Source organism: Pseudomonas sp. St290, assembly GCF_018325805.1.
In the GTDB taxonomy this organism is placed as follows: Bacteria; Pseudomonadota; Gammaproteobacteria; order Pseudomonadales; family Pseudomonadaceae; genus Aquipseudomonas; species Aquipseudomonas bijieensis.
The window spans coordinates 2,260,002-2,280,458 of record NZ_AP014703.1 but is presented as its reverse complement, the minus strand read 5'-3'; the positions used below and the strand labels follow the sequence as shown (position 1 = coordinate 2,280,458).

Genomic DNA, 20,457 nt, shown 5'->3' with positions numbered 1-20,457 from the left:
CCCCTTTGTGCTGTCTGGGGTTTTGGTTTTTCGGTTGTTTGGAAGGCGGTGTATCAGCCACAGCGCTTTGACCGACACACCGCATCGCGAGCAGGCTCGCGCCCACAGGTCTTGTGGCTAGTCTTCCTTCTTGCGCAGTTCTTCGATGCTGATTTCGCGCATGCGGAATTTCTGGATCTTGCCGGTGACCGTCATCGGGAATTCCTCGACGAATTTGAAATGACGCGGCGTCTTGAAGTGGGCAATACGCTCCTTGCACCAGGCTTGCAGCTCTTGCTCGCTGGCGCTGTGGCCGGGATGGAACTTGATCCAGGCGACGATTTCCTCGCCGTAGCGCGAACACGGGATGCCGATCACTTGCACGTCCGCCACGGCCGGATGGGTGAAGAAGAACTCTTCCAGCTCGCGCGGGTAAACATTCTCGCCACCACGGATGATCATGTCCTTGTTACGTCCGACGATGCGCACATAGCCCTGCTCGTCCATGGTCGCCAGGTCACCGGTGTGCATCCAGCCATCGGAGTCGATGGCATCGGCGGTGCCCTTGGGGTTGTTCCAGTAACCCAGCATCACGCTGTAACCACGGGTACACAGTTCGCCAACGGCGCCACACGGGACGACATTGCCTGCCTCATCGATAATTTTGCTTTCCAGTTGCGGCTGGGTGCGGCCGACGGTGGTCACGCGCAATTCCAGTTCGTCTGAAGGACCAGTCTGCAATGACACCGGGCTGGTTTCCGTCATGCCGTAGGCAATCTGCACTTGCGCCATGTGCATTTCGTTGATGACCCGCCGCATCACTTCGATGGGGCATGTGGCGCCTGCCATGATCCCGGTGCGCAGGCTGGACAAGTCAAAATCACCTCGCAGTGGCTGGTCCAGCATGGCGATGAACATGGTGGGCACGCCATACAGTGCAGTGGCTTTTTCCTCGGCCACGGCCTTTAGCGTCAGCAACGGGTCGAAGGCATCGTTGGGGTAGATCATGGTGCTGCCGTGAGTCATGCAACCCAGGTTGCCCATGACCATGCCGAAGCAATGGTAGAGCGGCACCGGGATCACCAACCGATCGCCAGCGCTCAGGCCCAGGCTTTCGCCGACCATGTAACCGTTATTGAGAATGTTGTGATGGCTGAGGGTCGCGCCCTTGGGAAAGCCGGTGGTGCCGGAGGTGTACTGGATGTTCACCGGCTGATCGAAATGCAGGCTGGCCTGACGCTCGGCCAGTTGTTCAGGCGTAACCGCCGCACCAAGGCCTGCCAATTGCGCCCAGGGCAGAAAGCCTGAAGGCGGCTGGGGATCGAGGCTGATCACGCCTCGCAAATCCGGCAAGCGCTCACTCTGCAGGTGGCCGATCGATTGCTCTGCCAGCTCTGGCGCCAGCGTTTGCAACATGGCGTGATAATCCGAGGTCTTGAACGCCCCGGCACACACCAGCCATTGGCATCCGGATTGTTTGAGCACGTATTCGAGTTCAGAAACCCGATAGGCCGGATTGATGTTGACCAGAATGACGCCGATCTTCGCACTGGCGAACTGGCTGATGCACCACTGGGCGCAATTGGGCGCCCACACGCCAAGGCGATCACCGGTTTTCAAGCCCAACGCCAACAAGGCGCGGGCGTGCAGATCGACGGCCTCGGCCAGTTGTTGCCAGGTATAGCGTAGCGATTGATGGCGAACCACCAGCGCCTCGCCCTCTGGATACCGGGCTACGGTCTGGTCGAAAACCTCGCCGATGGTTTGCGCCAACAAGGCCTTGGCCTGGGAGCCACGGGTGTAGCTGAGCTGCGAATGCGAACCGGGTTGATCCATGACGCCCCCTCTTGTCTTTATTAGTGGGTGTAGCGGTGAACCTGATGCAGAGCACAGTTACTCTCGCTCAAGTTGACGTTAACGTAAAGGGCGATTGACAGCTTCTCGTCGCAGGCTTACGTTAACGTAAAGGTGAGAGCCATCCCGCCACTCTCCACACCCGATAAAAAAGCCAAAGGTGTCCCATGAGCTACCCATCCCTGAATTTTGCCCTCGGCGAAACCATCGACATGCTCCGCGACCAGGTGCAGGCCTTCGTCAAGGCCGAACTGGCGCCGCGAGCAGCGCAGATCGATATCGATAACCTGTTTCCCGCCGACATGTGGCGCAAGTTCGGCGACATGGGCCTGCTGGGCATTACCGTACCGGAAGAATATGGCGGTGCTGGCCTGGGCTACCTGGCCCACGTGGTGGCGATGGAAGAAATCAGTCGCGGCTCGGCCTCGGTCGCCCTCTCCTACGGCGCCCACTCCAACCTCTGCGTGAACCAGATCAACCGCAACGGCAACCACGAACAGAAAACCAAGTACCTGCCCAAGCTGATCAGCGGCGAACACATCGGCGCCCTGGCCATGAGCGAGCCGAACGCCGGCTCCGACGTGGTCTCCATGAAACTGCGGGCCGACAAGCGTGGCGACCGTTACGTGCTCAACGGCAGCAAGACCTGGATCACCAACGGTCCCGATGCCAACACCTATGTGATCTACGCCAAGACCGACCTGGAAAAAGGTCCCCACGGCATCACCGCCTTCATCGTCGAGCGCGACTGGAAAGGCTTCAGCCGCAGCAACAAGTTCGACAAGCTCGGCATGCGTGGCTCCAACACCTGCGAGCTGTTTTTCGATGACGTCGAAGTGCCGGAAGAAAACATCCTCGGTGTGCTCAATGGCGGCGTGAAAGTGCTGATGAGCGGTCTCGATTACGAGCGCGTCGTACTCTCCGGCGGTCCGACCGGGATCATGCAGGCGTGCATGGACCTGATCGTGCCGTACATCCACGACCGCAAGCAATTCGGCCAAAGCATCGGCGAATTCCAGCTGATCCAGGGCAAGGTCGCCGACATGTACACCCAGCTCAACGCCAGCCGCGCTTATCTATATGCCGTGGCCCAGGCCTGCGAGCGCGGCGAAACCACCCGCAAGGACGCCGCCGGGGTGATCCTCTACAGCGCCGAACGCGCCACGCAAATGGCCCTCGACGCCATCCAGATCCTCGGTGGCAACGGCTACATCAATGAATTCCCGGCCGGTCGCCTGCTGCGTGACGCCAAGCTGTACGAAATCGGTGCTGGCACCAGTGAGATTCGTCGGATGTTGATCGGCCGCGAACTGTTCAACGAAACCCGCTAACGGAGCTGACCATGGCCACGCTGCACACTCAGCTCAACCCACGCTCCCCGGAGTTCATAGCCAACCGCGATGCGATGCTCGGACACGTCGAGGCCCTGCGCACCTTGCTCGCGCAAGTGCGCCAAGGCGGCGGCCCCAAGGCCCAGGAACGGCATACGTCGCGGGGCAAGTTGCTGCCCCGTGAGCGCATCAACCGGCTGCTGGATCCGGGCTCGCCGTTTTTGGAGATCAGCCCGTTGGCGGCTCACGAAGTCTATGGCGAAGATGTGCCGGCGGCCGGCGTGATTGCCGGCATTGGTCGCGTGGAAGGCGTCGAATGCATGATTGTCGCCAACGACGCGACGGTCAAAGGTGGCTCTTATTATCCACTGACGGTGAAGAAGCACCTGCGCGCCCAGACCATCGCCCAGCAAAATCGCCTACCGTGCATTTACCTGGTGGATTCGGGCGGCGCCAACCTGCCACGCCAGGACGAAGTGTTCCCGGACCGCGAGCACTTCGGCCGGATCTTCTTCAACCAGGCCAACATGAGTGCCCAGGGCATCCCGCAGATTGCCGTGGTCATGGGTTCCTGCACCGCTGGTGGCGCCTATGTGCCGGCCATGGCGGACGAGGCGATCATGGTCCGCCAGCAGGCGACGATTTTCCTCGCCGGACCACCCTTGGTGAAAGCCGCCACCGGCGAGGTGGTCAGTGCCGAAGACTTGGGCGGTGCCGACGTGCACTGCAAGATTTCCGGCGTGGCCGACCATTACGCCGACAGCGACGAACATGCCCTGGCCCTGGCCCGTCGTAGCGTCGCCAACCTCAACTGGCACAAACAGGGGCAGTTGCAGCAACACCTGCCCATCGCCCCGCTGTACTCGAGCGATGAGCTGTACGGTGTGGTTTCGGCCGACGCCAAGCAACCGTTCGATGTCCGGGAAGTGATCGCGCGCCTGGTGGACGGTTCGGTGTTCGACGAATTCAAGGCGCTGTTCGGAACGACGCTGGTGTGCGGCTTCGCTCACTTGCACGGCTACCCGGTCGCGATCCTCGCCAACAACGGCATCCTCTTCGCCGAGGCCGCGCAGAAAGGCGCGCACTTCATCGAACTGGCGTGTCAGCGCGGGATTCCGCTGCTGTTCCTGCAGAACATCACCGGCTTCATGGTCGGGCAGAAGTACGAAGCGGGCGGCATCGCCAAGCATGGTGCCAAACTGGTGACGGCGGTCGCCTGTGCCAAAGTGCCGAAATTCACCGTGATCATCGGCGGCAGCTTCGGCGCGGGCAACTATGGCATGTGCGGTCGCGCCTACGACCCGCGGTTCCTGTGGATGTGGCCAAACGCGCGGATTGGCGTGATGGGCGCCGAACAGGCGGCCGGCGTGCTGGTGCAGGTCAAGCGCGAGCAGGCCGAACGCAGCGGCCATCCCTTCAGCGCCGAGCAGGAAGCCGAGATCAAGCAGCCGATCCTCGATCAATACGAAGAACAGGGCCACCCCTATTATTCCAGCGCCAGGCTGTGGGACGACGGCGTCATCGACCCGGCCCAGACCCGCGACATACTGGGCCTGGCCTTGTCCGCGTCACTGAACGCGCCTATCGAACCGAGCCGCTTCGGCGTGTTCCGGATGTAAACGGGGAATGACCATGGATAACTTCAACACCCTCGAACTGCACACCGACCCACGGGGCGTTGCCACCCTGTGGCTCAGCCGCGAGTCGAAAAACAACGCGTTCAACGCCGAAATGATCCGCGAACTGATCCTTGCCCTGGACCACGTCAGCAGCGATCCAAACTTGCGTTTCCTGCTGATCCGCGGGCGCGGCAAGCATTTCAGCGCTGGCGCCGACCTGGCCTGGATGCAGCAATCGGCCGAGCTCGACTACCACACCAACCTTGATGATGCCCGGGAACTGGCGGAGCTGATGTACAACCTCGCCAAGCTGAAGATTCCCACGCTAGCCATCGTCCAGGGTGCGGCGTTCGGTGGCGCACTGGGGCTTATCAGCGCCTGTGACATGGCCATTGGCGCCGATGAAGCACAGTTCTGTCTGTCGGAAGTGCGCATTGGCCTGGCGCCGGCGGTGATCAGCCCGTTCGTGGTGCAAGCCATCGGCGAGCGTGCGGCGCGTCGTTATGCCCTGACTGCAGAACGCTTCGACGGGCAACGCGCGAAAGAAATCGGTTTGCTGTCGGAAAGTTACCCGGCCGAAACCCTCGACCAGCAAGTCGAGCAATGGATCGACAATCTGTTGCTCAACAGCCCGGCGGCCATGCGCGCCAGCAAGGAACTGTTGCGCGAAGTCGGTAACGGCGCCCTCACCCCGGCGCTGCGGCGCTACACCGAAAACGCCATCGCCCGTATTCGCGTCAGCCCGGAGGGCCAGGAAGGTCTGCGGGCCTTCCTGCAAAAGCGCGCGCCGAACTGGCAAGCCGAATCGAGTCATAAGGAGCCGCGTCGATGAGCGCCCCCTCCGTCACCACGTTACTGGTTGCCAACCGTGGCGAAATCGCCTGCCGCGTGATGCGCACCGCCAAGGCCATGGGCCTGACCACCGTTGCCGTACACAGCGCCACCGACCGCGATGCCCGCCACAGCCGCGAAGCCGACATTCGCGTCGACCTGGGCGGCAGCAAGGCCGCCGACAGCTACCTGCAAATCGACAAATTGATCGCCGCCGCAAAAGCCAGCGGCGCCCAGGCCATCCACCCCGGCTATGGCTTTCTGTCCGAGAACGCCGGGTTCGCCCGGGCGATTGAAGACGCTGGACTGATCTTCCTTGGTCCACCGGCCTCGGCCATTGATGCCATGGGCAGCAAATCGGCGGCCAAGACCTTGATGGAAACCGCCGGGGTGCCCCTGGTACCCGGTTATCACGGCGAAGCCCAGGACCTGGACACCTTTCGCGACGCCGCCGAGCGCATCGGCTACCCGGTTTTGCTCAAGGCCACAGCCGGCGGTGGCGGCAAGGGCATGAAAGTCGTCGAGGACGTCAGCCAATTGGCCGAAGCCCTGGCCTCGGCCCAGCGTGAAGCGCAGTCCTCGTTCGGCGACTCACGGATGCTGGTGGAAAAATATCTGCTCAAGCCGCGCCATGTGGAAATCCAGGTATTTGCCGACCAGCACGGCAACTGCCTGTACCTCAACGAACGCGATTGCTCGATCCAGCGCCGCCACCAGAAAGTGGTGGAAGAAGCCCCCGCGCCCGGCCTGACCCCGCAACTGCGGCGGGCGATGGGCGAAGCCGCCGTGCGCGCGGCCCAGGCGATTGGTTATGTCGGGGCCGGTACGGTGGAGTTTCTGCTGGATGCGCGGGGCGAGTTTTTCTTCATGGAGATGAACACCCGGTTGCAAGTCGAGCATCCGGTCACCGAAGCGATCACCGGACTGGACCTGGTGGCCTGGCAGATCCGCGTCGCCCAAGGCGAGCCATTGCCGATCACTCAAGCGCAAGTGCCGCTGCTGGGTCACGCCATCGAAGTACGGCTGTATGCCGAGGATCCGGTCAACGATTTCCTGCCGGCCACCGGGCGCCTGGCGTTGTATCGCGAATCGGCCGAGGGGCCGGGGCGGCGGGTCGACAGTGGGGTGGAGGAAGGTGACGAGATCTCGTCGTTCTACGACCCGATGCTCGGCAAGCTGATTGCCTGGGGTGAAGACCGTGAGCAGGCGCGCTTGCGGCTGTTGAGCATGCTCGACGAATTTGCCATTGGCGGGCTGAAAACCAACATTGGTTTTCTGCGACGAATCGTGGCCCACCCCGCTTTTGCGGCGGCGGAGCTGGATACCGGATTTATCCCACGCTACCAGGGGCAATTACTGCCAGAGCCTGGCGAATTGGATGACGCGTTCTGGTCCGCAGCCGCCCAGGGATTCGCCTTGAGCCTGACACCGCGCGTACGCGGTGATGACGCCGATTCACCTTGGGCCAGCACCACCGGGCTGCGCCTGGGGCTGCCCAGGGAAACCACCCTGCACCTGAGCTGCGAAGGCCAGGATCGCGCGATAACGCTGGACATCAGCGCCCGCCGCGCGGAACTCAAGGGCGAGCAACTGATAATCGAGCAACACGGCCTGCGCCGCAGCCATCGGGCCATTCGCCGGGGCGATAGCCTGTATCTGCAATGGGCGGGTGACCTGCACCGGATCGACCTGTACGACCCTCTGGCCGCCGCCGAGGCCAGCCACAGCCATCAAGGTGGCCTGGCTGCGCCCATGAATGGCAGTATCGTGCGGGTATTGGTGAGTGTCGGCCAAACGGTGGAGGCCGGGGCGCAACTGGTGGTACTGGAGGCCATGAAAATGGAGCACAGCATTCGGGCGCCGAAGGCCGGTGTGATCAAGGCACTGTATTGCCAGGAAGGTGAAATGGTCAGCGAGGGCAGTGCCCTGGTGGCGTTCGAAGAATAGAAATCGGCCCGCTCCCAGGGCCGATCCAGTCAGAACCTGATGGTAGCCTGCACCACCACACCGATGAGGCGGCACTGTTCGGTGTACAGGTTTTTCGGGTAAGTCGGATTGAGCGGAACCAGGTAACGCTGACCGCTCTCTTCGATCAATTTGCGAAAGGTCGCGTCACTGCTGCCAGGCAAGCAGGCGACCACCAATTTGCCAGGCACCGCCTCGATGGCCGGATCCACCAGGATCGACATACCCTCGGGAATGCTCAACCCGCTGGGTGCGGTCATCGCATCGCCCACCACTACCAGCCAGAATGCATCGCCCAGGGCGTGGTAGTCCGTCAGCTCGTAGCGCGCCTGGCTGTAGGCGCCAGGATCACCTTCGCGAACCCCGCCAACCTCATGCCATTCACTGACCGGGTAGCGGAAGTACGGGTTGTACTTCTGCGCCAGGGCCATGCCTTCGTCCGTGGAGGTGTCCGGCTCGCGAATCACCATTGCCACCTCCAGAAACTCCAGCCCCAGCTCCCGCAGGACCCGGTTCATGTCTTCGACACTGGGTTGCCGGCGCTTGGTCAGCCAATGGCCGACGCCGCCCTGGGACATTCCCAACCGCTCTGCGAGCACCACTTGCGTGATGCGCAGCTCCTTCATCTTGGCCTTGACCAACTCTATCCATTTATCCATGTGCGGCACGATACGTGGGTGACTGTGACCATTCAAAACACAAATTGTAGTATTTAAATTATCGTCACAATTACGATAAGTACTATTCTGGATTCAGGAGTTCAGCCCCCTACACGGAGATTTCCATCACCATGGATACACCCAGCAAAGACCAGCCCAGCAGCCCTTTCGACGGTACGTTTCCTCCCTTGCAGGATTGTCCGGCGGCCAAACGTGCCCTCGACTACTACCTGAAACCAGGTGTTTCGCAGGCACCGGCAGAACATCGCTTCTTCGACGTCAACCACAATATCAGCGCAGAAGAAGCCCTCGTTCATGCGTGCGACCTGCTGCGTTGTGCCGCGGCGACCGCCCACGAGTCCGCCAACCAGTTGAATGGTTCGAGCCGTGACCTGGCATTTTCGGTGGTGCACATGATCGATCTGGTCAAGGTGATGCTTGACCGATCCCTGGATGGTTACCCTGCCCGCTAGGAGTAACACATTGGGAATGTCGTCGCGAACGCGAACGACGAGAAAAATTTTCCAATCGATGCGATAAAACCATTTGACTTGCAAATGATAATGATTATTATTGCATCAGCTGGTCGCGAGATCAGTCGATAGACCAGAAGACCTTAGGTCGGACTTCTGGAATATCTCCTCATCAGGCTAATCACGGTTTTTGACCCGGCTTTTTGCCGGGTCTTTTTTTGCCGATTTTTCGGCTTATGGCTTCAGGCTAATGAAGTCTTTTTGGATGCTGCCAATTCGGTGGCGGCGATGATAGCAAATGAATATCCGTTTACAAGAGCCCTCCCGCCACACAGGCGAAATCTATCGCTAACCAGCACTTGAGAATCAATTGCAGACTCTCTAAGCTGGCTCGGCGTCCAGGGAGGACGCCCCCTCGTTTACGTGACTTAAATCGTCTCGATTCGCCTTCCTTGCGTGTAAAGTAACGGCATGAAAATCCTTTCCAGGAATCGTGACCGTGGCTAAATCTTCCTTTGATATCAGTGCCAATTTCGACAGCGGCAACATCGAGGTCGTCGACATCAGCAACCCGTTGCAGTCGTTGCTCAAGATCAGGCCCGACACCCGCAGTGCCCATTTCCAGTGGTTCCACTTCAAGGCCAGCGGCCTGCATGTCGGCCAGGAATATTCCTTCCGCCTGCTCAACGCCAGTCAATCGTCCTATAACAAGGCCTGGACGGGCTACCAGACCGTTGCCTCCTACGACCACGTCAATTGGTTCCGCATTCCGACCCAGTTTGAAGGCGACGCCCTGCGCTTTCATCTGGAGGCCGAACAACCCCACGCCTGGTTCGCCTACTTCGAACCCTACAGCCGCGGTCGTCATGATTGGCTGATCGAACAAGCGCAGCACAAGGCCGGCACCGAGCTATTGGCCGTCGGTAAAAGCGTGGAAGGCCGTGACATTCAACTGCTGCGCAAGGGCAACGGTGCCGAAGGCCGACGCAAAATCTGGATCATCGCCCAGCAGCACCCCGGTGAGCACATGGCCGAATGGTTCATGGAAGGCGTGATCGAACGCCTCCAGCACCATGACGATGCGCAACTGAACCGGTTGCTCGCCAAGGCCGATCTGTACCTGGTACCGAACATGAACCCCGACGGCGCATTCCACGGTCATCTGCGAACCAACGCCATGGGCCAGGATCTCAACCGTGCCTGGCAGAACGCCAGTCCGGAAATCAGCCCCGAGGTTTTTTTCGTACAACAGCAAATGGAAAAGTACGGCGTCGATCTGTTCCTCGACGCTCACGGCGATGAGGAAATCCCCCACGTCTTCACCGCCGGTTGCGAAGGCAACCCAGGCTACACGCCACGCATCGCCAAACTCGAAGAGCGCTTTCGCAGCCATCTCAAGCACCAGACCAAAGACTTCCAGACAGCTCACGGCTACACCCGCGACGAACCGGGCCAGGCCAACATGACCCTGGCCTGTAATGCGGTCGGGCAGAAATATGACTGCCTGTCCCTGACCCTGGAAATGCCGTTCAAGGACCACAACGATCACCCGAACCCGATCACCGGCTGGTCTGGCAAACGCTCGATGCAACTGGGCAAGGATGTGTTGAGCACCATCGAGGCCATGGTCGACGAGTTGCGCTGAGGTTCCAATACCTGAACCCATCGCCTGTCATGCTGGACATCCTGTGGCGAGGGGATTTATCCCCGCCGGGCTGCGAAGCAGCCCCCTGCTTGCCCTGCGGTGAGTCAGGAAAATCGCATAGCCTTCGTTGGGGTTGCTGCGCAACCCAGCGGGGATAAATCCCCTCGCCACGGGTTATTTGCCTCTCAGAGAGCAACGACCTCAGCCCTTGCCGCGCAACATGCTGTCCAACACCTCATCCCGACGCACCCACGCGTGAAACAACGCCGCCGCCAGATGCACCAGCACAGTCAGGAACAGCAAGTAAGCCAGGTACCCGTGGGCCTTGCGCAGCAGCGCGAACGTCTGGGCGTGCGCTGGCAGGATCGAGGGCAGTTGCAACCAATTGCCGAGCATCACCGGATCCCCCGCCGCCGAAATCATGCCCCAGCCCAGCAGCGGCAGAACCAGCATCAAGGCGTACAGCAATACATGCGAAGCCTTCGCCGCCAACACTTGCCAGCCTGGCAGATCGGCCGGCAGCGGTGGTTGTCGGGTACTGAAGCGCACCACCAGGCGCACGATCACCAACAGCAAAATCGCGATACCCAATGGCTTGTGCAACTGAAGCAGCCATTCATGGCGCTCGGACACCGAGGCGACCATGCCCGCGCCGATAAACAGCATGGCGATGATCATCAATGCCATCAGCCAGTGCAGCAACCGAGCCAGCGGTGCAAAGTGACGAGGGGCGCTCATGGGCGGGACTCCTGGTGGGTGGGCAATTGGTTCACTTCGCTGGTGCGCCGCAGGTAGGAACTGGCATAGGCAGCGGAGCGCGCGACCAGCAGCGGATCGTCGGAACCTTCGATCCCTTGGGGCAAGATCAGCGGGTCATAGTTGATGTCGCGGCATTCGCCGTTGTCCTGCGCCTGGGTACGCTCCAACACCAGCGTGCCGGCATTGAGTACCTTGCGGTCAGCGGGCCAGGCCTTGCTGGCGTCGTTCACCGGATCACCCGGGTTGGCCAAGGTGATGTTCAGTTGCCAGCGCAACGGCCCGGCGGCGAGACGCTTCACCAAGTCTTGCTCGAGGAAGTCGGCCCCCTGGGGTGGCGTCGTATCCGCAGCGTCCTGAGTCATCGGCACCACGCCCCAGCGCACCGCCTGGCGTTGCCCGGCGGGGTTGACCAGATAGAACGCGTTGATGCCGTTGTAAGTTTCGCTGGCATAACTGGCCGACGGCTTGGCGGTCTTGATCCATTGCAGGAATGGCGCGGCTTCGGGGTGAGCGGCAAAGAACGCCGGTACGGCCGCAGGGTTCGGTTTTCCTGTGGCGGGGTCCGGCGACTGGGCTCGCTGCAGTTGGTAGAAGGCTTCGGGCGTGCCCACCGGAAACACCGGCATGCTGTTCATGCCGGTGCGCCACTGCTGGCCGTTGGCCTGGGTAAAACGCAGCGCCAGGCTGCGAATCGGCACGCTTGCGTCCGGTGCATAGGGGTTGCCGCTGGGCAAGGCGAAACGCCCGACCACCGGCGTTTGCGGCTGCGAGAACACTTGGGCGCTGGAATAGGCGCTGGCCTCGCCCGTGCTTTGGAAATAGCCCACGACGCAGACACCTTTGGAGTGGTTACGGCGAAAGCCCGGGTGAACGCCGTTGTTTTTTTCCAGGACATTGACCAGCGCCTGCGGTGTCAGGCGCTGTGGGTCGAGGCTGCCATTGACGTAGGCAAACGCCCCGGCCAACGCGGCAACAATCACGGCGATGCCGCTCAGGCGCAATGTCAGGGCGGCGGCACTCAAGGGTGGCCGGCTCGACGAGGATGAAGGATCAACCATGAGAAAGCTCCAGGGCGCGAGGCCATTCGTTGGAAATGGACCCGTCAGACGAAGGACCGTCAGGTTTATTCCCATGCCTCGTATTTATTTTTCCTGCCCTGGAATAATCTCGTTCGTGGGTCGTCTTTCCAGTCCCGGCGCAGTGACTGCCCACAGAAGCCACACCCTATGAATGCACTCGACGAACAGTTGCGCGAACTCATCCCCAGGCTACGGCGTTTTGCCGTGTCGCTGACGCGCAACCCGAGCAATGCCGACGACCTGGTGCAGATGTGCCTGGAACGGGCGTTGTCCAAATGGACCGACAAGCGCCCGGACGGCGACCTGCGGGCCTGGTTGTTTTCGATTCTGTATCGGCAGTTTCTCGACGGCCATCGCCGCTCCCGGCGGTACGCGCGTATGCTGGAGTTTTTCACCGGTCGCGATGACGCCCATCCTTCGGCCGAGCGTAGCGTGATCGCACAATCGTCCCTGCAGGCCTTCGATCAGCTCACGACGGAACAGCGTGCCCTGTTGCTCTGGGTGTCGGTGGAAGGCTTGAGTTACCAGCAAGTCGCCGACATCCTCGGCGTGCCGACCGGCACGGTAATGTCCCGCCTGTCCCGCGCCCGCCAGGCCTTGCGCCAACTCAGCGACGGCGAAATCACCCGCCCTGCCCTGCGGATACTCAAATGATCAACATCCCCCCCAGCGACAGCGACCTGCACGCCTACGTCGATCGCCAACTGAGCGAGGCCGACCAGCGCCTGGTGCAGGCCTACCTGGCCAACCAGCCTGAAGTCGCCGCCCGGGTCCGAGCCTGGCAACAGGACGCGCAGCACCTGCGCACGGCCCTGAGTGGAACCTTGCAGCAGCCGCCCAACCCGGACCTCGACCCGGCGATGATTCGCCAGCACCTGAAACATCGCTCCCGCCGCCACCTGGCCAGCGCCGCGATGTTGTTGCTGGCCGTCAGCGTGGGAGGCTTCGGTGGCTGGCAAGCGCGGCAAATGACCCTGCTCAGCGCCGCAGCCCCCATGGCCGATGCCCTGCAGGCGTACCGGTTGATTGCCCAGCAAGGTATCCTGCCAGCCGATTACCAGACGGGCGACGAGCGGAGCATGCAAGGCTGGCTCGACCGCTACTTCACCCAGGCCGACCGACTGCCCGACCTGTCGGGCGCGGGCTTCAAGCCGGTCAGCGGGCGCTTGCTCAGCACCGAGCAAGGGGCGGCGGCCATGGTGGTTTACCAGGACCAAAGCGGTCAGAAGATCAGCTTCTACGTGCGCCCACCGGGCCCGAAAAACTTCCTGCTCCCTCGTGGCAGCCGCCGTGACGGCGAGCTGCAAGCCGAGTACTGGTCCGGCCCGGGCTACAACTATGCGATGGTCATACCCAGCGATATGCCGGCAGCGCAGCGGCTCAAGCAGACCCTGAATTTCTGATCCCCGCCGCCGCCCCTGTGGGAGCGAGCCTGCTCGCGATAGCGATGTGTCAGCCGGCACATTACTGACTGGACCACCGCTATCGCGAGCAGGCTCGCTCCCACAAGGGTTCTGCGATAGTTCAGAGGAGTCGGTTCACCCCTGCCCAAACACCTGCGAAGGCCTGCGCAGCAATGGGTCGAACGGGTTGATCCGCGGCCCGATCAGGGCCGCCTCACGCTTGAGCATGTCCACCACCGTCGGCAGGCGATCAGGCCCCAGGCGATCGCTCACCGTCGCCACGCTCAAGGCGGCCACGGCCCGACCGTCACGGTCCAGGATCGGCACGGCCACCCCGGCCATGCCTTGCAATACACCAGTGTTGCGCCCGGCGTAGCCCAGCGTGCGCACGTTCTCCACTTCCGAACGCAGGAAGACTTCATCGTACAAATGGAAATCCTTGAGCCGCGGCAGGTTGTATTGAATCACCGTGTCGCGCTCTTCTTCCGGCAGGAACGCCAGGATCGCCAGGCTGCCCTGCCCCACGCCCAACGCCACGCGCCCCCCAATGTCGCCGGTGAACGTGCGGATCGGAAATGGCCCTTCGCTACGGTCCAGGCAGATGGCATCGAAACCGCTGCGGGCGAGCAAAAATAGCGAGTCTCCCAAGGAAGCCGACAACCGCAGCATGGCCGGGCGCACCAGTTCGCGCAGGTTGCCGGTGTTACCGGCGCGGGCGGCCAGGGCGAAGAACTCCAGGCTCAGGCGATAGCGCTTGCTGCGAGCGTCCTGCTCGACCATGCCCTCGTCCATCAGGCTGCGCAACAAGCGATGGGTGGTGGGTTGGGACAAACCGATGCGCTGGGCCAATTGCGTCACCCGCTCGCCGCCCTCGACGGTGTCACCCAGGCTGCGCAACACGGCAAACAGTCTGGAGACCGCGCTGACACCCACCTCGCCTTTTTCATTATTCCGTTCAGTGGAATTAAACATGCTATTTCTCATTATTAAATTTACTCACTGAATGAAATTGAAAATAGTCTTCTCTTCAGTGAAATAGTCCATTGAGCCCATCCTATTCTTCGTCCTACTCTGCGTCCATACAGGGGCGATTCGAACAACAGCGGCAGCCGACTCAAGGTCGAGCGCCAACGCACCCCAGCAGCACCTTTTCGTATCTGCCCATACAAAAAAGCGCGCCCTTGCGGCGACGCATAACAATCCCAGGTGGAGCGCAGCTATGGCTTTTGTGCAACTTAAAGGACTTGGCAAACGTTACGGCGACATCGACGCCGTGGTCGCCACCAACCTGTCGGTGGAAAAAGGCGAGTTCGTCTCGCTACTGGGGCCTTCGGGCTGCGGCAAGACCACCACCCTGCAAATGATCGCCGGCTTCGTCGAAGTCAGCAGCGGGCGCATCCTGCTGGACGGCCGCGACATCACCCATGCCAAGCCCGCCAGCCGTGGCCTGGGGGTGGTATTCCAGAGCTACGCGCTATTCCCCCACATGACCGTCAGGGACAACGTCGCTTTCGGCCTGCGCATGCGCAAGGTCGCCAATGCCGAGCTGCAACAACGCGTGGATCGAGTGTTGAAGCTGGTGCGCCTGGACCAACACGCCGAACGCTACCCACGGGAACTCTCGGGCGGCCAGCGTCAACGCGTGGCGCTGGCTCGAGCCTTGGTGATCGAGCCGCCGGTGCTGTTGCTCGACGAACCGCTGTCCAACCTCGACGCCAACTTGCGCGAAGAGATGCAATACGAAATCCGCCGCATCCAGCGCGAAGTCGGAATCACTACCCTGATGGTGACCCATGATCAGTCCGAAGCCCTGTCGATCAGCGACCGGGTCGTGGTGATGCAGGCCGGGCGTATCACCCAGATCGACGCGCCGTACACCCTTTACGAGCACCCACGTACCGAATTCATTTCCGGCTTCGTCGGCAAGGCCAACCTGCTGCCCGGCCTGCGCGATGGCGCGGGCGTCGTTCAAGTCTGCAACCGGAGCGACGCTGACCTGACCCTGAGCCTGCGCCCGGAAAAAATCGATCTGCTTGCCTCGGGCTCGGGCCGCCTGCAAGGCACCCTCGTCAGCCGCTTCTTTCTCGGCAGCCAATGGCTGTACGGCGTCACCACCAGCCTGGGTGAACTCTGCGTGGTACGCCGCAACGACGGCTCCGCGCCCTTGGTCGAAGGCACGGCGGTGGGCCTGGACTGGGATCCGGCGCTGCTGCGGGTGCTGAGCACGGACGAGGTGCCGGCATGAAGCTGATCGATGCGATGCGCCGTGGCCGGCAAGGTTACCTGATGTCCGCGCCGGCCCTGGCCTTGTACCTGGGCCTGCTGGTCATTCCCTTGGGCTTGACGCTCGTCCTGTCATTCAACGTCTTCGACTACAGTTCGGGCATCAACAACGACGCCTTTACCTTTGACCACTACACCAGCCTGCTGGGGGACCCGTACTTCTACGAGATATTCCTGCGCACGTTCTGGATCAGCGCCCTGACCACGCTCTTGTGCGTGCTGATCGGTGTGCCCGAGGCATACATCCTCAGCCGCATGGGCGCACCGTGGCGTTCGATTTTCCTGATCCTGATTCTCACGCCGCTGCTGATTTCAGTGGTGGTGCGAGCCTTCGGCTGGAGCCTGCTGCTCGGCGCCGACGGCCTGGTCAACCAGGCTCTGCAAGCCTTCGGTGGCGCACCGATGAAGCTGCTCTATACCCCGTTCGCCGTGGTCATCGCCCTGGTCCACGTGATGTTGCCGTTCATGATCATTCCAGTCTGGACCTCGTTGCAGAAACTCGACCCGGCCGCCGAACAGGCCGCGCTGTCGCTGGGGGCCAGCCAGTTCACGGTGATCCGCAAGGTCGTGCTGCCACAGATCATGCCCGGCGTGCTCTCCGGCACGCTGATCGTGTTCGGCCTCGCCGCCAGTTCCTTCGCCATCCCCGGTCTGCTCGGCGGACGGCGCTTGAAGATGGTCGCCACGTTGATCTACGACCAGTACCTGTCAGAACTGAACTGGCCCATGGGTGCGGCCATTGCTGTCGCCCTGCTGTTGCTCAACCTGCTGATCATGCTGTCGTGGAACCGGATGATCGAAGGCCGCTACAAGAAGTCATTGGGGTAACGGGTCATGTCCAGAAACGGTCCTTTCGCACTGCTGTTCCACGCCCTGGTGGTGATCTTCATGCTCGCGCCGCTGGTGGTGGTCTGCCTCGTCGCCTTCACCCCGGAAAACACCTTGAGCCTGCCGACCACCGAGTTCTCCCTGCGCTGGTTTCGCGCCGTGTTCGAGCGCGCGGACTTTGTCGACGCGTTCTACAACAGCCTGATCCTGGCGTTCTGCGCGGCCTCGCTGGCGACCTTGATTGCAGTGCCGGCGGCCCTGGCGATCACCCGGCTCGAGTTCCCGGGCCGGGATTTCTTCAATGGCCTGTTCCTGTCGCCGATCATCATTCCGCACCTGGTATTGGGGGTGGCGTTACTGCGTTTGTTTGCGCTGATGGGCGTGAGCGGCAGCTTTGCCTGGCTGATCTTCGCCCATGTGCTGGTGATCACGCCGTACGTGCTGCGCCTGGTGCTGGCCTCGGCCATCGGCCTGGACCGCAGCGCCGAGCAGGCCGCGCAATCGTTGGGGGCTGGGCGCTTCACGCTGTTCCGGCAAATCACCCTGCCGATGATCCTGCCGGGGGTGGCCGGAGGCTGGTTGCTGGCGTTCATCAACAGCTTCGATGAAGTCACGCTGTCGATCTTCGTCACCTCGCCGGCCACGCAAACCCTGCCGGTACGCATGTACGTATACGCCACCGAATCCATCGACCCGATGATGGCGGCGGTGTCGGCGCTGGTCATCGGGCTCACCGCGCTGACCATGATTCTGCTCGACCGGGTCTATGGCCTGGATCGAGTCCTGGTAGGCAAACAATGAGGGTGTCATGGCACTGCTGAAACGACTGGCCGAAGGCGACCGCCCGGCCCTGGACTTTACCCTCGACGGCCAGCCCGCCACCGGCCTTCTGGGGGACACCCTGTTGACCGCCGTGCTGACCTGCAGCGAGCACCTGCGCGGCAGTGACTTCAGCGCCGAACCCCGGGCCGGTTTCTGCCTGATGGGTGCCTGCCAGGACTGCTGGGTGCGCCTGGGTGATGGCCGCCGCGTACGCGCCTGCTCGACCCTGCTCGAAGCCGGGCAGCACATCATCCGCGAACCGGGGCGCCAGGTATGAACAATGTAGCCAAATATGCCCCCATCGCGAGCAGGCTCGCTCCCACAGGGGACTTGTGCCGTCCACAAAATCCACGGCCACCGCAAATCCGATGTGGGAGCGAGCTTGCTCGCGATGGCGTCTTTAAAGATATCGCCAATCTCACTGCATCGCCAACGAGGTGGTCATGAAACCCGTCGCCATCATCGGCGCCGGCCCGGCCGGTATCCGTGCCGCACAGACCCTGGTCGCCCACGGCATATACCCCGTCCTGCTGGACGAAGCCACTCGCGGTGGCGGGCAGATCTATCGGCGCCAACCGGCCAACTTCAAGCGCCCGCCAGCCAAGCTCTATGGCTTTGAAGCGTCCAAGGCCAACGCCATCCACCAGACCCTCGACGCGTTGCGTGAACAGCTCGATTACCGTCCCGACACCCTGGTGTGGAACGCCGAGGCCGGCCTGCTCGATACCTTGCATGAAGGTCGCACCGCGCGCCTCGAGTACGCCAGCGTGATCGTCGCCACCGGCGCCACCGACCGGATCCTGCCTGTACCGGGGTGGACCCTGCCCGGGGTGTACAGCCTGGGCGCGGCGCAGATCGCCCTGAAGTTCCAGGGTTGCGCCATTGGTGAACGGGTGGTGTTCGCCGGCAGCGGTCCGTTGTTGTATCTGGTGGCCTATCAATACGCCCGGGCCGGCGCCAAGGTGGTCGCGGTCCTCGACAGTTCGCCCTTTAGCGCCCAGGTTCGTGCCCTGCCCGGCTTGCTGGCACAACCGGTCACCCTCGCCAAGGGCCTCTACTACCGCGCCTGGCTAACCGCCCGCGGCATCGCCGTGCATCAAGGCGCGAGCCTGGCGCGTCTCGATGGAGAACGCCGGGTGCAGTCGCTGCAATGGCACGACGCAAGCGGCGAACACACCCTCGACTGTGACGCGGTGGCGTTCGCCCATGGCTTGCGCAGCGAAACCCAACTGGCCGACCTGTTGGGTTGCGAGTTTGCCTGGAATGCCCTCAACCGCGCCTGGCTGCCACGACGGGACCACGCCGGGCGCAGCAGCGTGCCGGGGATTTACCTGGCCGGTGACGGTGCCGCAATCATGGGCGCGGACGCAGCTGAAATGGCCGGTGAACGGGCGGCCCTGGCCTTGCTCGAAGACAGCGGCTACTCCACCGACCCACAACGTTGCACGCAACTGGAACAAGCCCTTGAACGCATCGGTCGGTTCCGGGAAGGCCTGGAGCGCGCGTTTGCCTTTCCTGAACGCTGGGCCGCCGATGCGGCCGATAACCTGATGATTTGCCGCTGCGAAGAAGTCCGCGCGGGTGACATCCGCCGGGTGGTGGGCGAAGGCCATTGGGAGATCAATCGGGTCAAGGCGCATTGCCGGGTCGGCATGGGTCGTTGCCAGGGCCGGATGTGCGGTGCCGCGGCAGCGGAAATCATTGCGCGCGAAAGTGGCCTCCCCCTCTCCGACATCGGCCGCTTGCGGGCCCAGGCGCCGGTCAAGCCAGTGCCGTTCGGCCTGGAGGTCGAGCCATGATCGAAGTGGATGTGGTGATCATTGGCGGTGGCATTATCGGCGCCTCGGCCGCGTTGTTCCTGAGCAAGGCCGGCCGCCGGGTGGCGCTGCTGGAGCGCGACTTCTGTGGCTCGCACTCCAGTGGCGTGAACTACGGCGGTGTGCGACGCCAGGGCCGGCCATTGTCGCAACTGCCCTTGTCGCAACGAGCCCATGAAATCTGGAGCCAGTTGCCCCAGTTGATCGGCATCGACGGTGAGTACCAGCGCAGCGGTCATCTCAAACTGGCCCGCAGTGCCGATGATCTGCAAGCGTTGCGCGACTACGCCGCCAGCAGCCAGGGCTTTGGCCTGGATTTGCAGTTGCTCGATCAAGAAGAACTGCGGGCTCGCTTTCCGTGGGTCGGTGCTGTCGCGGTCGGGGCATCGCTGTGCCCGGATGACGGCCATGCCAATCCGCGCCTGGTCTCACCAGCGTTTGCCCAGGCCGCTCGCCGACATGGCGCGCAAGTCCACGAACAATGCACCGTCAGTAACGTTGTGCACGACGGCCAGCGCTTTGCCGTAAACACCGCGACAGGTCTGACCTTCCACGCGCCCTGGCTGCTGAACTGCGCCGGAGCCTGGGCCAGCCAGTTCGCCGCGCAGTTCGGCGAAGCGGTGCCCATGCATGCAGGGCACCCGGCGATGCTGGTCACCGAGCCCTTGCCCTTGGTCATGGACGCCAGCACCGGCGTCGAGGGGGGCGGTATCTATGCCCGCCAGGTCGCGCGTGGCAACTGTGTGCTGGGGGGTGGCCAAGGTTTTGCGTTGGACGCTGCTCGCGCCCGTCCCGGCCAGAATGCGGTGATCGAGATCCTGCGCCAGGCTGTCGAGCTCTATCCATTCCTGGAGGGCGCCCAGGCGATTCGTACCTGGAGCGGCACCGAAGGTTACCTGCCCGATCGCCAGCCGGTGATCGGCCACAGCAGCACCCAGCCTGGTCTGTTGCACGCGTTCGGCTTTGCCGGCGCGGGTTTCCAGATCGGCCCGGCGGTGGGCCAGGCGCTCACCGAGATCATCTGCAGCGGGGCTTCGAGCACGCCGCTGGATGCGTTTTCCATCACCCGGTTCCACTCCATCTCCGTTGCTTGATAGAGGAAGGTCGCGC

19 protein-coding genes are annotated in these 20,457 nt (G+C 62.3%); 14 read left to right on the top strand and 5 right to left on the bottom strand.

The window, feature by feature from the left end; genetic code table 11:
- Window positions 1-117: 117 nt before the first annotated feature.
- A complete protein-coding gene (locus PBDP_RS10025; protein ID WP_212802172.1) occupies window positions 118-1,815 on the bottom strand; it encodes an AMP-binding protein in 1,698 nt (565 codons plus the stop codon).
- A 185-nt stretch (window positions 1,816-2,000) separates the two neighbouring features.
- On the opposite strand from PBDP_RS10025, the gene PBDP_RS10020 reads away from it, so the two are divergent.
- The 4 genes from PBDP_RS10020 to PBDP_RS10005 are packed head-to-tail and all read left to right on the top strand — an operon-like array spanning window position 2,001 to window position 7,561.
- Window positions 2,001-3,164 carry an isovaleryl-CoA dehydrogenase gene (locus tag PBDP_RS10020; protein WP_109751670.1) on the top strand — a complete coding sequence of 388 codons (1,164 nt, stop codon included), beginning with the start codon at window positions 2,001-2,003 and terminating at the stop codon, window positions 3,162-3,164.
- An 11-nt stretch (window positions 3,165-3,175) separates the two neighbouring features.
- Window positions 3,176-4,783 carry a carboxyl transferase domain-containing protein gene (locus PBDP_RS10015; RefSeq protein WP_212802171.1) on the top strand — a complete coding sequence of 536 codons (1,608 nt, stop codon included), beginning with the start codon at window positions 3,176-3,178 and terminating at the stop codon, window positions 4,781-4,783.
- 13 nt (window positions 4,784-4,796) lie between these two features.
- Entirely contained in the window at window positions 4,797-5,615 is an 819-nt protein-coding gene (locus tag PBDP_RS10010) for a gamma-carboxygeranoyl-CoA hydratase (RefSeq protein ID WP_109751668.1), read from the top strand.
- Window positions 5,612-7,561, top strand: a complete 1,950-nt coding sequence (locus PBDP_RS10005; protein ID WP_212802170.1) for an acetyl/propionyl/methylcrotonyl-CoA carboxylase subunit alpha — start codon at window positions 5,612-5,614, stop codon at window positions 7,559-7,561. Before PBDP_RS10010 ends, PBDP_RS10005 begins: the two co-directional genes overlap by 4 nt.
- A 29-nt stretch (window positions 7,562-7,590) precedes the next feature.
- Here PBDP_RS10005 and PBDP_RS10000 read toward each other — a convergent pair whose 3' ends face one another.
- On the bottom strand, window positions 7,591-8,238 hold the full coding sequence (locus PBDP_RS10000) for a LexA family protein (protein ID WP_212802169.1): 648 nt from the start codon (window positions 8,236-8,238) through the stop codon (window positions 7,591-7,593).
- A gap of 131 nt (window positions 8,239-8,369) precedes the next feature.
- Here PBDP_RS10000 and PBDP_RS09995 point away from each other — a divergent pair, with 131 nt between their 5' ends.
- Both PBDP_RS09995 and PBDP_RS09990 read left to right on the top strand, forming a co-directional pair.
- Entirely contained in the window at window positions 8,370-8,711 is a 342-nt protein-coding gene (locus tag PBDP_RS09995) for a DUF6124 family protein (RefSeq protein WP_109751665.1), read from the top strand.
- Between the two features lie 493 nt (window positions 8,712-9,204).
- Complete coding sequence (locus PBDP_RS09990) at window positions 9,205-10,356, top strand: M14 family metallopeptidase (protein WP_109751664.1); 1,152 nt, start codon at window positions 9,205-9,207, stop codon at window positions 10,354-10,356.
- Window positions 10,357-10,557: 201 nt separating this feature from the next.
- Here the strand turns inward: PBDP_RS09990 and PBDP_RS09985 are convergent, their stop codons facing one another.
- Window positions 10,558-11,094: a cytochrome b gene (locus PBDP_RS09985; protein WP_109751663.1), complete on the bottom strand. Its 537-nt coding sequence runs from the start codon at window positions 11,092-11,094 to the stop codon at window positions 10,558-10,560.
- The gene (locus PBDP_RS09980; protein WP_212802168.1) at window positions 11,091-12,173 is read right to left on the bottom strand and encodes a catalase family peroxidase; all 1,083 of its coding nucleotides are present in this window, start codon (window positions 12,171-12,173) and stop codon (window positions 11,091-11,093) included. Before PBDP_RS09980 ends, PBDP_RS09985 begins: the two co-directional genes overlap by 4 nt.
- 168 nt (window positions 12,174-12,341) lie before the next feature.
- Here PBDP_RS09980 and PBDP_RS09975 point away from each other — a divergent pair, with 168 nt between their 5' ends.
- Both PBDP_RS09975 and PBDP_RS09970 read left to right on the top strand, forming a co-directional pair.
- A complete protein-coding gene (locus PBDP_RS09975; RefSeq protein WP_109751661.1) occupies window positions 12,342-12,848 on the top strand; it encodes a sigma-70 family RNA polymerase sigma factor in 507 nt (168 codons plus the stop codon).
- A complete protein-coding gene (locus PBDP_RS09970) occupies window positions 12,845-13,597 on the top strand; it encodes an anti-sigma factor family protein (protein WP_109751660.1) in 753 nt (250 codons plus the stop codon). Before PBDP_RS09975 ends, PBDP_RS09970 begins: the two co-directional genes overlap by 4 nt.
- A 135-nt stretch (window positions 13,598-13,732) precedes the next feature.
- Here the strand turns inward: PBDP_RS09970 and PBDP_RS09965 are convergent, their stop codons facing one another.
- Window positions 13,733-14,569 carry an IclR family transcriptional regulator gene (locus PBDP_RS09965; protein ID WP_109751659.1) on the bottom strand — a complete coding sequence of 279 codons (837 nt, stop codon included), beginning with the start codon at window positions 14,567-14,569 and terminating at the stop codon, window positions 13,733-13,735.
- A gap of 247 nt (window positions 14,570-14,816) precedes the next feature.
- Between PBDP_RS09965 and PBDP_RS09960 the strand changes: the two genes are divergently transcribed.
- The 6 genes from PBDP_RS09960 (at window position 14,817) to PBDP_RS09935 (ending at window position 20,441) form a co-directional block, all read left to right on the top strand.
- Window positions 14,817-15,842, top strand: a complete 1,026-nt coding sequence (locus PBDP_RS09960; protein ID WP_109751658.1) for an ABC transporter ATP-binding protein — start codon at window positions 14,817-14,819, stop codon at window positions 15,840-15,842.
- Window positions 15,839-16,708, top strand: a complete 870-nt coding sequence (locus PBDP_RS09955) for an ABC transporter permease (protein WP_109751657.1) — start codon at window positions 15,839-15,841, stop codon at window positions 16,706-16,708. Before PBDP_RS09960 ends, PBDP_RS09955 begins: the two co-directional genes overlap by 4 nt.
- A gap of 6 nt (window positions 16,709-16,714) precedes the next feature.
- Complete coding sequence (locus PBDP_RS09950; RefSeq protein WP_212802167.1) at window positions 16,715-17,509, top strand: ABC transporter permease; 795 nt, start codon at window positions 16,715-16,717, stop codon at window positions 17,507-17,509.
- Window positions 17,510-17,516: 7 nt separating this feature from the next.
- On the top strand, window positions 17,517-17,807 hold the full coding sequence (locus tag PBDP_RS09945; protein WP_109751655.1) for a (2Fe-2S)-binding protein: 291 nt from the start codon (window positions 17,517-17,519) through the stop codon (window positions 17,805-17,807).
- A 166-nt stretch (window positions 17,808-17,973) separates the two neighbouring features.
- Window positions 17,974-19,329 carry an FAD/NAD(P)-dependent oxidoreductase gene (locus PBDP_RS09940; protein ID WP_212802166.1) on the top strand — a complete coding sequence of 452 codons (1,356 nt, stop codon included), beginning with the start codon at window positions 17,974-17,976 and terminating at the stop codon, window positions 19,327-19,329.
- Complete coding sequence (locus PBDP_RS09935) at window positions 19,326-20,441, top strand: NAD(P)/FAD-dependent oxidoreductase (protein ID WP_212802165.1); 1,116 nt, start codon at window positions 19,326-19,328, stop codon at window positions 20,439-20,441. The genes PBDP_RS09940 and PBDP_RS09935 overlap by 4 nt, the downstream gene beginning before the upstream one ends.
- Window positions 20,442-20,457 lie beyond the last annotated feature (16 nt).